This is a genomic window from Nonomuraea sp. NPDC049504 (genome assembly GCF_040676845.1).
In the GTDB taxonomy this organism is placed as follows: domain Bacteria; phylum Actinomycetota; class Actinomycetes; order Streptosporangiales; family Streptosporangiaceae; genus Nonomuraea; species Nonomuraea salmonea.
On record NZ_JBFAPT010000053.1, the window covers coordinates 1 to 13,109 of the forward strand.

The 13,109-nt window shown below is 70.8% G+C and carries 11 protein-coding genes and 1 pseudogene; 9 read left to right on the top strand and 3 right to left on the bottom strand.

The window, feature by feature from the left end:
• Nucleotides 1-186: pseudogene (locus AB0K28_RS49465) on the bottom strand (alpha/beta hydrolase); the annotation flags it as partial.
• A gap of 813 nt (nucleotides 187-999) precedes the next feature.
• Here AB0K28_RS49465 and AB0K28_RS49470 point away from each other — a divergent pair.
• The 6 genes from AB0K28_RS49470 to AB0K28_RS49495 all read left to right on the top strand — a co-directional run bounded on the left by AB0K28_RS49470 (nucleotide 1,000) and on the right by AB0K28_RS49495 (nucleotide 7,224).
• Nucleotides 1,000-1,878, top strand: a complete 879-nt coding sequence (locus AB0K28_RS49470; protein ID WP_364384999.1) for an alpha/beta fold hydrolase — start codon at nucleotides 1,000-1,002, stop codon at nucleotides 1,876-1,878.
• 9 nt (nucleotides 1,879-1,887) lie between these two features.
• Nucleotides 1,888-2,643 carry an ABC transporter ATP-binding protein gene (locus tag AB0K28_RS49475; protein ID WP_364385002.1) on the top strand — a complete coding sequence of 252 codons (756 nt, stop codon included), beginning with the start codon at nucleotides 1,888-1,890 and terminating at the stop codon, nucleotides 2,641-2,643.
• Nucleotides 2,640-4,250 carry a hypothetical protein gene (locus AB0K28_RS49480; protein WP_364385005.1) on the top strand — a complete coding sequence of 537 codons (1,611 nt, stop codon included), beginning with the start codon at nucleotides 2,640-2,642 and terminating at the stop codon, nucleotides 4,248-4,250. Before AB0K28_RS49475 ends, AB0K28_RS49480 begins: the two co-directional genes overlap by 4 nt.
• Before the next feature lie 148 nt (nucleotides 4,251-4,398).
• Nucleotides 4,399-5,544 carry an FAD-dependent oxidoreductase gene (locus tag AB0K28_RS49485; protein ID WP_364385008.1) on the top strand — a complete coding sequence of 382 codons (1,146 nt, stop codon included), beginning with the start codon at nucleotides 4,399-4,401 and terminating at the stop codon, nucleotides 5,542-5,544.
• Between the two features lie 10 nt (nucleotides 5,545-5,554).
• Nucleotides 5,555-6,571 (top strand): NAD-dependent epimerase/dehydratase family protein, encoded by a 1,017-nt coding sequence (locus AB0K28_RS49490; protein ID WP_364385011.1) that lies wholly within the window; start codon nucleotides 5,555-5,557, stop codon nucleotides 6,569-6,571.
• A 44-nt stretch (nucleotides 6,572-6,615) separates the two neighbouring features.
• Nucleotides 6,616-7,224, top strand: coding sequence for a TetR/AcrR family transcriptional regulator (locus AB0K28_RS49495; RefSeq protein WP_364385014.1), 609 nt, complete (start codon nucleotides 6,616-6,618; stop codon nucleotides 7,222-7,224).
• Between the two features lie 115 nt (nucleotides 7,225-7,339).
• Here AB0K28_RS49495 and AB0K28_RS49500 read toward each other — a convergent pair whose 3' ends face one another.
• Both AB0K28_RS49500 and AB0K28_RS49505 read right to left on the bottom strand, forming a co-directional pair.
• The gene (locus AB0K28_RS49500; protein WP_364385017.1) at nucleotides 7,340-8,959 is read right to left on the bottom strand and encodes a CocE/NonD family hydrolase; all 1,620 of its coding nucleotides are present in this window, start codon (nucleotides 8,957-8,959) and stop codon (nucleotides 7,340-7,342) included.
• 36 nt (nucleotides 8,960-8,995) lie between these two features.
• Nucleotides 8,996-9,634, bottom strand: coding sequence for a TetR family transcriptional regulator (locus tag AB0K28_RS49505; RefSeq protein WP_364385020.1), 639 nt, complete (start codon nucleotides 9,632-9,634; stop codon nucleotides 8,996-8,998).
• A 288-nt stretch (nucleotides 9,635-9,922) separates the two neighbouring features.
• Here AB0K28_RS49505 and AB0K28_RS49510 point away from each other — a divergent pair, with 288 nt between their 5' ends.
• The 3 genes from AB0K28_RS49510 (at nucleotide 9,923) to AB0K28_RS49520 (ending at nucleotide 13,033) form a co-directional block, all read left to right on the top strand.
• Complete coding sequence (locus tag AB0K28_RS49510; protein ID WP_364385023.1) at nucleotides 9,923-11,272, top strand: potassium transporter TrkG; 1,350 nt, start codon at nucleotides 9,923-9,925, stop codon at nucleotides 11,270-11,272.
• 112 nt (nucleotides 11,273-11,384) lie between these two features.
• Nucleotides 11,385-11,882, top strand: coding sequence for a transcriptional regulator (locus AB0K28_RS49515; protein ID WP_364385026.1), 498 nt, complete (start codon nucleotides 11,385-11,387; stop codon nucleotides 11,880-11,882).
• Nucleotides 11,879-13,033: an FAD-dependent monooxygenase gene (locus AB0K28_RS49520; protein WP_345408113.1), complete on the top strand. Its 1,155-nt coding sequence runs from the start codon at nucleotides 11,879-11,881 to the stop codon at nucleotides 13,031-13,033. The genes AB0K28_RS49515 and AB0K28_RS49520 overlap by 4 nt, the downstream gene beginning before the upstream one ends.
• Nucleotides 13,034-13,109: the final 76 nt, after the last annotated feature.

A 13,109-nucleotide genomic window follows, 5' to 3' on the forward strand; every position in this document is an offset into this window, starting at 1 on the left:
GTCGTAGGTGAGGTGTCGCCACCGGTGGCCGAGTTCGGCGATCACCCGCCGCCAGGAGCGCTGGCTCGCATAGGAGCCGTTGAGATACACGACGGCTTGACCGGGGCCGCGGGTATCGGTGACCGCCAGGGCCGTGTCGTCGACAGCCACCATGCCGGTCCACGAGGAAGCCTGTGAATGCGTCATGCGGTCAGCATCCGCCTTGACCTCGGGTCAAGGTCAAGGCGGACCCACAAGGCCACCGGGTCGAGTTCCGGTGGCCTCGACGGAGGCATTGACCTGCATCGCCGCATCGGCGTCGGGTGAGCGCCGCCGCAGGGGGTGTACGACCCGAGCAGGCACGGGGCGGCGCTGTTCGCGTTCTTCGCCGGGATGGCGGAACTGGGACGGGAGTACCTCCGGGAGAGGTCCCTCGCAGACCAGGCCTCGGCACGCGAGCGTGGCCGCCACGGCTGGTCATCCCGGCCGGGAAGAACAAGAGTCGTAACCCGTCCCTGGGCCAGCGTCCATCGCGTGCGGGGCCAGGAGGGCCAGAGCTGACGGGTCGAGGCCGGTGGGCCAGGAAGGTCTGGGAGCAGGACGGTCTGCCGCCGGTGCGGTCCTCGACAGGCGCCTCTGGAGGAACAGAAGGCCGATCGCCAGGGCGGCTTGCCGGTGTCCGGGTCGGTGTATTCGCCTGGTAGCCGAGACCGGTATTGGTGCCGGGCTGAGCAATGACCGAGCCGAACGGGTCGTAGGCGGTCGAGGACTGCACGCTGGTGGTGAAGGTGGCCACCATGTCGCCTTGCAGATCACTCAGCGCTCACATCTCGCCGATCGCCGAACGACCGGGCGGGCAGACCGCTTCAGCTGTGACGAAGACGGATGAACTTCTCGATCATGCATGAGCGCGTATCACCAGGGGTGCCGCGCCGGCCCCGGTGGTAGCCGGAGCCTGTACGGGCGCGGCCAGTAGTCCTACGGAAGACCTCCATAGCGGGTTACGGCATGCTTTGGGCCATGCAGAACGTGAACATATGGAGTGAGGAGTTCGGCGCCGCCACGGACGAGCCGATCCTGTTGATCATGGGTTCGATGTCGCAAGGCGTACTGTGGCCCGATGAGTTCGTCGGCCTGCTGACCGCCGGGGGCCGCCGGGTGATCCGGTACGACCACCGCGACACCGGCGGGTCCGACACCGTGGACTTCGAGAAGACGCCGTACACCTGGGACGACATCAAGAATGACGTCTACCGCGTGATGGACGCCCACGGCCTGGACAGCGCCCACCTGGTGTGCCATTCGGCGGGCGGCCTGCTCGGCCAGTACATCGCGGCCGAGGCGCCCGAGCGGGTGCGCTCGTTGACCGTCATCGGCTCCTCCCCGCTGGGCGGCGGCGAAGGCGCGGTGATCATGCGAGCGCTGATGGGCGAGCCTCAGCCCGAGGACAGCCTGCCAGAACCGACACCGGAGTTCGTCGCCTTCTACCGCACACTGATGGCCACCCCTCCCCCTGCCGGCCGCCGAGCGCAGATCGACGCCATGATCGCCGAACAGCGCCTGCTGCACGGCACCGGACTGCCCTTCGACGAGGAAGCCGCCCGCCGCCTGCAGGAACGCATCCACGACCGGGCCCGCGACCTGACCGCGACGGCCAACCACCGGCTGGCCGCCGCCGCCAAACCCGACTTCGAGCCGATGGGCGTGCTCCACCAGGTCAAGGCCCCCACGCTGGTCATCGAAGGCAGCCACGAACCGGTCAAGCCGGGCCACAGCGCGCTCATCGCCGACCAGATCCCCGACGCGCGCCTGATGATCGTCCAGGGCATGGGCCACACCCTGCCACCCGAGGTGCACGAGAACCTGGCCGACGTCATCCTCGCGCACACGGCCAGGTGACGACGTTCGATGCCAGATCTCTGCACCCCCGCCATCGAAGTGACGAACCTGACGCAGCGCTTCGGCACCGTGCTCGCCGTCGACCGGCTCAACCTCAGCATCCCGCCGGGGATGTTCTACGGCATCGTGGGCCCCAATGGCGCCGGTAAGACCACGACCCTGACAGCCGTATGCGGGCTACGGGAGCCGACCTCCGGGACGATCAGGATCGCCGGCCATGATCTGCGAACCGACCGGGAGGCCGCCCTCGCCCAGCTCGGCATGATGATGGACGGGCTGTCCCTGCCCGAGCGGCTGACCGCCACCGAGGTTCTGCGCTACAGCGCCGGGCTGCGTGGCCTGGACGACGGCTGGCAGGCACGGGCGCGCGATCTCCTGGAGATCCTCCGGCTGGACGCGGCCCCGCGCACGCTGATCGTGGAGTACTCCACCGGCATGCGCAAGAAGATCAATCTCGCGCTGGCGCTGCTGCACCGGCCCCGGGTGCTGGTGCTGGACGAGCCGTTCGAGGCCATCGACCCGGTCTCGGCCCACGCCATCGAGCAGGTGCTCAAGCAATACGTCGGCGCGGGCGGCACCGTGCTCCTGTCCAGCCACATCATGGACTTCGTCGAGCGCAACTGCAGCCGGGTGGCGGTGGTGGCCGGCGGACGGGTGCTGGCGGAGGGACCGGTGGAGGAGGTGGCCGCGGGCTCGACGCTGAACGAGCGGTTCGTCGAGCTGGTGGGTGCCGACCCGGTACGTCCGCTGGAGTGGCTGCGATGACGGGCACCCTGTTCGCGCTCAAACTGCGCCTGTTCCGCAACGGCCCGCACAACGAGCGCGCCTTCAGCCTGGTGGCCGGCCTGGTCCTGGCCGCCTTGGTGGCCGCGGGCTCGGTGGCGGCCTCGCGCGGCGTGATCGACGAGGGCTGGATCGCCGTGGCGCTCACCGTGTGGGGAGGTATGTGGGTGTTCGGGCCTCTGGCCCAGCCTCGCCACGAGCCATCGGTCATCTCGCGCGAGTGGTTGCGCGGCTATCCACTGCCGCCGTGGCGGCTGGCGCGGGCGCTGTCGTGGACCGAACTGCTCGGCGTCGGCCCGCTGATCACGCTGGCCTGCCTGTCGTCCCTGGTCATCCTCGCCGCGCCGAGAGACCCCGCGGCGGTGGCGAGCGCCGTCGGGGCTCTCGTGGCGCAGCTGTATCTGCTGGTCTGGGCGGGCAAGACGGTGGCGGCGCTGATGGCCTGGTTGTTGCAGACCCGGGCCGGGATGACCATGGCGGCGACGCAGACCGCGATCATGCTCGCGGTGTCGTTCGCCGCTTGGGTGCCGATCGCCGCCTGGCTGGCGCCGCGTCTCGGCGAGGGAGACACCACCATCACCCTCGGCCGGCTGCCCGCTCAGGTCATCGACGTGCTCGCCGCCCTGCCCACGGGCTGGGGTTACCGCGCGGCGCTCGCCGCCCGCGACGGTGCCGGCTTCGGCACGGCGCTTCTGCCCTTGGCGGCGCTGCTGGCCGCGGGGGCCCTGCTGCACCTGGGCTGGATCGCGCTGACGGCTCGCGCCCTGCGCCGCCCACCCCGCCGGGCGGCACCTCAGCGGCCGGCCGTACCGGGACGTCCGCTGTCGTTGCCGTTCATCGGCCCGCAGGTGTCGGCGGTCGTGTCGCGAGAGCTGGCCACCTGGCTGCGCGACCCGGCGCGCGGAGTGGAACTGCGCAGCGCCTGGCTGACGCCGCTGCTGATGGCGGGCATCGTCGCGCTCACCGGCTGGAGCTGGGCGTTGCCCTTCGTGGGACCGTCGGCGGCGGTGTTCGGGGGGATGGTCGCGATCAACACCTATGCCCTGGACGGCACCGCCCTGTGGCAGCTTGTCACCACACCGGGCGCTGCCAGGGCTGACGTGCGCGGGCGCATGGTCGCGTGGGCGTTGCTGTTCGGGGTCCCGTCCCTGGCGCTCGCGGCCGTGCTGTGGGCCGCGACCGGCTCGCCCGCGGGTGGTGCCGCCGTCGGCGGCGCCATCGCCGCGGCGGCGACCGCCTGCGCCCTGGCGCCGCTGCTCGCGCTCGTGATGCCGACCGTGGGCACCGATGCCCGCGACCGCGTCTATCCCGGGCAGCAGGCGGGTGATCCGACCGGAGCGCAGATGACGATCTTCTCTCTGGTCCTGCCGGCCGCCTTCCTGCCAGGTGTGACCGGCGCGGTGTCCGGCGGCTCGCCGTGGGTGACCGTCCTGTCCGGGATCCTCCTGGCCGGCATCGTCCTGTACGCCACGCCGGCGCTCACCGTACGGCTGCTCCAACGGCGCGGCACCAGCCTGCTGGATGCGATGGCCGCCCGCGATGCCGCCGTCCTCCGCGCCCCTGCCCGGAGGGCAGAGCGTCAACGCTGATCTGGCACAACGCTCGCGGCGACCTTGCCGCGGGCATGGCGCAGGCAGGTCGAGACCCGCGGGCCGCGACCAGCGGGTCTCGACCTGCGCGAGAAATCGTGAGAACATATTCCCGGTTTGTTTTTATAGACACAAAGGGAGCTGGGACATGCGGGCCATCATCATCGGGGCGGGGATCGCCGGGCTGGCGGCGGCGCTGCGACTACATCAAGCGGGCTGGGAGACGCTGGTGATCGAGCGCGCGCCGCAGCGTCGTGGTGGCGGCTACGGAGTGACGTTCGGTGGCATCGGCTATGACGGGGCCGAGCGGATGGGCGTCCTGCCGGAGTTGCGGCGGCGCGCGTTCGTGACGCGCGAGCTGGTCTACCGCAAGCCCGAGGGGGCACGCCGCTTCTCCCTCGACGCCGCGACGATCGCCGCCACCATGGGCAAAAGGTCGTTCACCATCCTGCGCGGCGACATCGAGGCCGTGCTGTACGAGGCCGTCGCCGATCACACCACGATCCGGTTCGGCACCACGATCACCGCCGTCGAGCAGGACGCCGACGCGGTGCACGTCACGCTCAGCGACGGGAGCACAGAGCACGCCGACCTGCTGATCGGCGCCGACGGGCTGCACTCGGCGACGCGCGCGCTGGCGTTCGGCCCGGAAGAGGACTACCGGCTCGACCTGGAACACCGGGTCGCGGTCTACATGCTGAAGGAGCCGCCGGCCGACCTGCCCGCCCAGACGACCGGCTCGATCAGCGCGGGCGGACGCACGTTCGCGATGATGAGCGTCGGCGACGGCCGTACCGCCGCCTTCTTCGGCTACCGCACCGACGGCGGCCGGGCAGGGGCGTCGCTGGAGGAGTTGCACGAGCTCTACGGCGACATGGGGTGGCTGGTCCCCCACGCCCTGGAAGGGCTGAAGACGGCTGATTCGGTCTACTTCGACAGCATCAGCCAGATCGTGGTCGACCGGTGGAGCACAGGCAGGATCGTGCTGCTCGGCGACGCCGCGTGGTGCGTGACGCTGTTCGCCGGCTACGGCTCCTCACTCGCAGTCGGCGGCGCCGACCGGCTCGGCGCCGCCCTGGAACGCCACGGCCACGACGTCCCGGCCGCGCTGGCGAACTGGGAGGCCGAGCTACGGCCGGAAGCGGAGAAGAAGCAGAAACTCGGCCGCCGGGTCAAGGAAGTGTACGCCCCGCGCAACCCGCTGGTGCTGGAGCTGACCCAGCTTCCCCTGCGGCTGTCGTCGTGGGGGCCGGTGCGCAGGCTGATCGAGCGCGGCTTCCAGCTGGCGGGTTGAGGGGACGGCAATGCGTGTACTGGTCATGGGCGGCACCCACCACGTCGGCCGCGCGGTGGTGGAGGTCGCGCTGCGGCGCGGCGACACGGTCACCACGCTCAATCGCGGGCTGTCCCGCCCGCCCGCACCAGGGGTGGAAGCGCTGGTCGCCGATCGCACCGACCCCGACGCGGTACGACAGGCGCTCGGCGAGCGTTCCTGGGACGCGGTGATCGACACCTGGGCGTGGGCACCGAGCGTGGTCCGGGACAGCGCCCGGCTGCTGGCCGGACGGACGGGGCACTACGGTTACGTCTCCAGCCGCGCCGTCTACGCCTGGCCCTGGCCGGCCGGAGCCGACGAGAGCGCGCCGCTCGTGGCCGGTGATCCCGGCATGCAGGACGGCACCGACTACGCCGCGGCCAAGCGTGGCGGCGAGCTGGCTGTGCTGGAGGCGTTCGGGAAGCATGCGCTGCTGGCCAGGGCGGGCATGATCCTCGGCCCGTACGAGGACGTCGGGCGGATTCCCTGGTGGCTGCGGCGGCTCGAAAGGGGCGGCCCCGTGCTCGCCCCGGGACCGGCCGACGCGGCCCTGCAGTACATCGACGCGATCGACCTGGCGGCCTGGATGCTGGCGGCGGCCGAACGCGGCACCGGCGGGGTGTTCAACGTCGCCGGACCGGCCGGGCACACCACGATCGGTGACCTGCTCACCACGGCCGCGCAGGTGATCGGCTCAGACTCCGAGCTGGTGTGGGCGTCCCCGGAGCTGCTGGAGCGGGAGAACTTCCCGCTCGGCATGGAGTTCGGGCTGCGCTACCCCGGCAGCCCCCACCCGACGGGCCTGCACGACGCCGACGTCCGCGCCGCCCTGGCGGCCGGGCTCACCGTCCGGCCCCTGCGCGAGACCCTGGCCGACACCTGGGCCTGGCTGCGGCGCGAAGGTGATCCCGTACCCCGCCCTGACACCCCGTCCCCGGCCCAGTGGTTCGACCCGGCCCAGGAGCAGCGCGTCCTGGACCTGGTCCGATCTCGCCGCTCCACATGAAAACATGCGATTGATCTGTTCGGACCCATCGGAAAGTGCACCTCATGCCTCCCGCCTTCTCGGCCGCGGAAAAGGCGCGCATCACGCGGCTGCTCCTGGACAACGGCCTGAAGCTGTTCACCACGCAGGGCCTGCGCAAAACCTCCCTGGAAGACCTGGTCTCCGGGACCGGCATCGCCAAGAGCACCTTCTACGTCTTCTTCGACTCCAAGGAGGCGCTCTACCTTGAACTGATGCTCACCCAGATGGCCGAGGTCAAGAGCAGGGTCGTCGACGGAGCGCTGCGCGAGGAGAGCGACACCCGCGCCGGGCTGCGCGCCTTCCTGCACGCCACGCTGGCCGAGCTGGACGGCAACCCCCTCTACGGCAGGCTGATGACGCACCCCGAGGAGATGGAGGCGGTGGTCAGGAAGCTCGACCAGGAACGGGTGACCTCCGCACCGGACAACCCGGTCACCGCGCTGGCGGCCTACCTCACCGAGCACAGCGACGACCTCGCCGGCGACGACCCAGAGGTGATCATCGGCGTCCTGCAGGCCGTCCTCATGATGCCACTGCACCGCGACCGGCTGGCCCGTCCGGACCTGTACCCGAAGATCCTGGACAGGCTCATCGACATCGTCGCCACCGGCCTCACCCGCCCGCAGCGGTAACGAGGCGCACAGGGGGCGCACAGGGGCGCACGCTCGCGGCAGCGGCCGGTGGCGCGACACGGTGGCGCGACACCGGCCGCTGCCGCGATGGCGCGACACGATGGTGCCTTTCCCGTCAGCAGACCGGCAGGATGAGCGCGGAGGGCCGGCAGGGGTCGTGATGAACCTGCTGGTCGGCTGCGCGCATCGCGCTCGCGGTGGCGGGCGGCTCACCGTTGCCGAGGTTACGGTCCCAGCGCGGATATGCGGCGCTGGCGACCTGCACCCGGATACGGTGGCCGCGCTTGAACCGGTGGGCCACCGGCGCCAGCTCGATCTCGACCATCCCGGCGATCGGCCGGTCGGCGGTGCACCGGCGCAGCGCGTCGGAGACGTGCGTGATCGCGCCCGAGGGCGCCACGTCGCTGACGCGCACGTAGAAGTCGGTGTGCGCCAGGCTGGAGGTCACGTGCAGCTCGGCGGCCGGGACGCCGATGACCTCGCGATCGGCCGGCAACGGCTCGCCGGTGTAGGTCAGGACGTCGGCACGTCCGGCCAGCACGCTCTCCCCGGTCCTGCGCGAGATGCCGATCATGCGGGACATCCCGGTCACCGCCGGGGTCGGGTCGGCGGGGTCGAAACGGTAGCGGTCAGGCGCGGACTCAGGAGGCAGATCACCTCCCAGACCGCCGTTCGGGTGCAGGTAGAAGCGCTGCGGTCGTACCTCGGCGGGCGGGTAGGCCGGCAGGTCGCGCCACTCCTCGGCGCCCCTGACGTAGATGCGCACCGGCGCCGTGCGCAGCCCGTTGCGGTCTTTCAGCAGGTGGGCGCGCAGCCAGACGAGGCTCTCCCGCAGGGCCGTCATCGACAGCTCGGCGTCCCAATGCCGCCATGGCCCGATGGTGAGGTACGGCTCGCGCCCCGCCTTGCGCAGCGCCTGGTAGTCGTGGACCAGGCCGGGCAGCGCGATGTCGTCCCAGCCGCTGACCAGGTGGTTGGGGGCGGACACCGCCGGGACCGCCTGGCTGTGGTCGCCGGGCGACCACCACGGGTCGCCGGCGTCGGGGTGTGCGAGCCAGTCCCGCCAGTACGGTGCCACGGTGCCGGCGGCGATGGTGTCGGCCTCGGCGAGCGGGAGGAGGCGAGCGGCTCGCGCCCGCTTCTTGCCGCCTGCCGCCACGGTGGACAGGTAGACGGGTAGCGGCTTCTCCTGATTGGCGACCATGCTGATCCAGCCGAGGAAGAGCTCAAGAGCGAGTGCGCCGCCCGGGTAGACCAGGTCGTAGACGTTGGAACCGATCAGCGAGGTGCTCATGGCTCGCAGTTCGGGCCCGGCGCCGGCGGCGATCGCCCATTGCGTGAAGCCGTTGTAGCTCTGTCCCAGGGTGCCCAGTTCGCCGGTGAACCACGGCTGTTTCCGTAGCCACTCCAGGACGGCCAGGCCGTCGTCGCGCTCGGAGACGAAGGGGGTGAGCGTCCCTCCGGATCCGCAGGTCCCCCGGCCGCTGACGACCACGACGTGGAAGCCGCGTTCGGCGACCAGGCGGCTGACCATGCCGCCTTTGGTCCTGTCGGTGTAGACCGAGCGGATCAGCACGGTCGGCCGGTCGCCGAGTCCTTGGGGGGCGTAGTGGTCGGCCAGCAGCACGACGCCGTCCGGCATCGGGACAGGCAGGTCCTTGTCGATGGTCACGTTCTCGGTTTCGGCCGGGGCCAGTTTCGCCCTCTTGGCCAGCACCCTGGCGGCGATGCTCATGACGGATCTTTCCTTTCTCGACAGGGGGCGCGGCGCTCACCGCGAGCCGCGTTGTGGCCCTCGTTCGTCACGCATGGCGTCCCATGCGTCCAGGGCGCGGTCGTCGGCGAACACGCCGCGGGTGAAGATCTCGATGCCGGCGCGGGAGACGCGCAGCATGGTCCGCATGTCGTGCACGTCCGTCACGCGCAGTGAGCGCGCCAGATGTTCGCCGAACGCCAGCGGTGCCAGTAGCCAGGTGACGTACATCGCGGCCCGCGCGGGCGGGTCGTCGCTGGGCTGCACCCAGCCCTCGCTCACGCCCTGCTCCAGCCATTGACCGGTGGAGGCCACGAGCTCGTCGAACAGCGCCGCCGCCTCCGGGGTGCCGTCCAGGAACGCTCGTCCCAAATAGCGGCGTACCGCTGTGCCCGCCTCCAGCATGGCGGCCAGTCCTGCCGTGTCGCCCAGGTCGGCGTCCGGAGCATCGCGCACCAGCGAGATCACGTAGTCGTCACACGCCTGGCGCAGGCCCTCCTTGGTGCCGAAGTGATGCAGGACCAGGGCGTGCGAGACGCCGGCCCGCTGGGCCACCGCACGAAGACTCACCCGGCCGACTCCTTCGGCGCCGAACAACTCCAGCGCGGCGTTCCTGATCCGGGCTCGCGCCGTCAAATCATCCTCGGCTGATCGCATGGACAGTATGCTAACCATATGGTCAGCAGAAGGGAAGCCGGCGCCGTCAGTCGTGATCAGGCGGGTCGCAGCGGGTCGCAGCGGGTCGCAGCGGGTCGCAGCGGGTCACGGTCGCGCAGCCCACTGGCCGGCCTGTACTGCTCGCGCGCCGCGCTGCGCTACGGTATGGGCCGGAGTGCCGGGAAGTCTGGTCGGCGACGTCTATGGCCGCGCGACCGAACGGAGCCTCCGCGATGAATGACGGCGTTGACAGCGTGTCCGGCGACCCGCGGCGCGGGTGATCTCGTGATGCGGCGTCACACGGCCGCGCCGGGCCGCGGCCGGCATCCAGCCGTGGTCATCGCGGCCGGGTTCGGCGCGGCAGTGTTGATCGGGACACTCCTGCTCGGCACACCGCTGGCCACGACAGAAGGGGCAAGCCCTCACTGGCTCACGGCTCTGTTCACCGCCACCTCCGCCGTCTGCGTGACCGGCCTGGTCGTGGTCGACACCGAGACGCACTGGTCGGTGTTCGGTGAGGCAGTGATCGTCCTGCTCATTCAGACCGGTGGGCTGGGCATCATGACGCTCGCCACGCTGATCATGGTCATCGTCTCCGGCCGCGTCGGCCTGCGGGCCAGGTTGTCCGCCCAGTTAGAGACCAAGGCGGTGGTCGCGGCCGATCTGCGTCACGTGCTGCCCAAGGTGGTGATGTTCAGCTTGATCTGCGAGGCGGCCATCGCCGCCGTTCTCGCCGTACGTTTTGTTACGGGATATGGTGAGTCGCTGGGCCGGGCCGTCTACCTCGGCATCTTCCATGGGGTGTCGGCGTTCAACAACGCCGGCTTCGCGCTTTGGCCGGACAACCTGGTGCGTTTCGTCACCGACCCGTGGATCTGCCTGACCATCGCCGCCGCGGTCATCGTCGGCGGTCTCGGCTATCCGGTGGTCTTCGAACTGCTGCGCACCTGGCGACACCCGCGACGCTGGTCCGTATTGACCCGCATCACCGTCGGTGCGAGCGTCCTCCTCCTCGGCACCGGCACCCTCGCGTTCCTGATGACCGAGTGGCGCAATCCAGCCACGATGGGCCCTCTGGACGACTCCGGCAAGCTGCTGGCCGCCTTCTTCGCCGCTGTCATGCCGCGCTCCGGTGGCTTCAACACCCTCGACATCGGCCAGATGTACCCCTCCTCGTGGCTGGTCACCGATGTGTTGATGTTCATCGGCGGCGGCAGCGCGGGCACGGCGGGCGGCATCAAGGTCACCACGTTCGGCTTCCTGCTCTTCATCATCTGGTCCGAGATGCGGGGCGAGCACCAGGTCAACATCGGCCATCGGCGCCTGCCCTCCACGACGCAACGGCAGGCGCTGTCCATCGGCCTGCTCGGCGTCATCCTGGTCACGATCTCCACCTGGCTGTTGCTCATCACCACTCCGCACAGTCTCGACCAGGTGCTGTTCGAGGCCATCTCAGCCTTCGCCACCAACGGGCTGTCCACCGGCATCACCGCCCACACCTCACTGGCCGGGCACGTCCTGCTCAGCGTGCTGATGTTCATCGGCCGCATCGGCCCGCTCACCCTGGGCTCGGCGCTCGCTTTGAAACAGCGCACCCGCCGCTACGAACTGCCAGAGGAGAAGGTGATCATCGGCTGACACGCTGCCCTCCGCGGCGAGCCAGGCATTCCCGTCACCATCCCGGCCCCTCTCGCGTGATACAGCTATTTTAGCTTATGCTGAAATAACTGGAAGAGAGGATGACACCGGCATGACGCAACAGGATCCCCTGCTGGAATGGGTGGAGCGGGTAGCCATGTACTTGGCGCGTGACGGAGTGCCGCCGATCGCCGGGCGGGTGCTGGGCTGGCTGATGGTGTGCGATCCGCCGGAGCAGTCCGCCGCGGACATCAGCCAGGCCATCGGTGCCAGCCGCGCCTCGCTCACCTCCAATCTGCGGCTGCTGACCAGCATGGGGTTCCTCACCTGGCGCACCCGGCCAGGCGAGCGGACCGTCTTCTACCGGATGGCCGACGACGCCTGGGCGGTGGTGGTCCGCAGGCAGATCGCCGGCATCACCTCCTTCCTCGACATCACCCGTGACGGCCTTGACCTGGTCGGCCCCGGCGATACGCGGGCCGCACGCATCCGCCAGGCGCACGCCACCTTCGAATGGATGGCCACGATCTTCGACAACGCGCCACCCTTGCGCCCCGATCCGGCCAACGACGACCCTGCCAACGATCTTGACGATGAGGTGACCTCGTGAGCAGACACGCGATCGTGATCGGCGGCGGCATCGGCGGGCTGGCCGCCGCCCTGGCCATGCACCGGATCGGGTGGCACGCCGTCGTGCTGGAGCGAGCAGCCGAGCTGCGCGAGATCGGCGCCGGCATGTCCCAGGCCCCGAACGCCATGCGCGCGCTGGACGAGCTCGGCGTCGGCGCCCAGGCGCGAGCCGTCGGCGCACCCACCCACGCGGCCGGCAACCTGCGCCTGCCCGATGGCCGCTACCTGCAGCGCGCCCGGCCGGACGATGCGGCCGCCATGCTCGCCTTCCACCGTGCCGACCTGCACCAGGTGCTGCTCGATGCGCTGCCGGACGGCTGGGTGCGCACCGGGGCGGAAGTCACCGCGGTCCGGCAGGAAGACAGCGGTGTCACAGTGACCTACGGCGGCGTCGAGCTCGGCGGCGAGCTGGTCGTCGCCGCCGACGGCGTCCACAGCACGGTGCGCCGGCTGCTGTGGACGGACGCGCCGCCGCCGCGTTTCCTGGGCCGGACCGCCTGGCTGGGCATCGCCGAGATGGCCGACCTGCCGGGCAGCATCACGCTCGGCCCCGGCGGCTACGTCCTCATCCATCCGATCAGCCGCGGCCGCGCGTATTGGGCCTACGTCACCACCGCCGGCCGACCGGGCATCCGCTACGAGGAGGAGAAGACCGAAGCGGCCCGCCGCCTCGCCACCTGGCACGAGCCGATCCCGGCGCTGATCGAGGCCACCCCGGACGAGGCGGTGATCCATATCGACATCCGCGACCTGGCCCCGCTGCCCACCTACGTCCGCGGCCGGGTGGCGCTGCTCGGCGATGCCGCGCACGCGATGAGCCCCGATCGAGGCCAGGGTGCCGGGCAGTCCCTCGAAGACGCCGTCGTGCTCGCCGCCGCCCTCGCCGGCGAACCCGCGATCGAGGCCGCGCTGCGCCGCTACGACGCCGAACGCCGCCCCCGCACCCAGGCCACCGCTCGCGGCGCTCGCGCCGACGGGCGGCGCACCACCTCGGCTGCCGCCTACCGGGCGATGGTGACCATGATCCGGCTGATGCCCGCGTCGTTGTGGCGCAAGGGCATCGCCGCCGACGGCAACGCCACCTGGCGGTGGCGGCCGCCGCATCTGCCCTCGCCCACCACGCACCCATGAGCCGGAGCCCGGGGCCGGCACCCCTGGGGCGTAACCCCTCGCGGCTCCGCGCGGCGTGCCGGACCTCGGCCGCCGT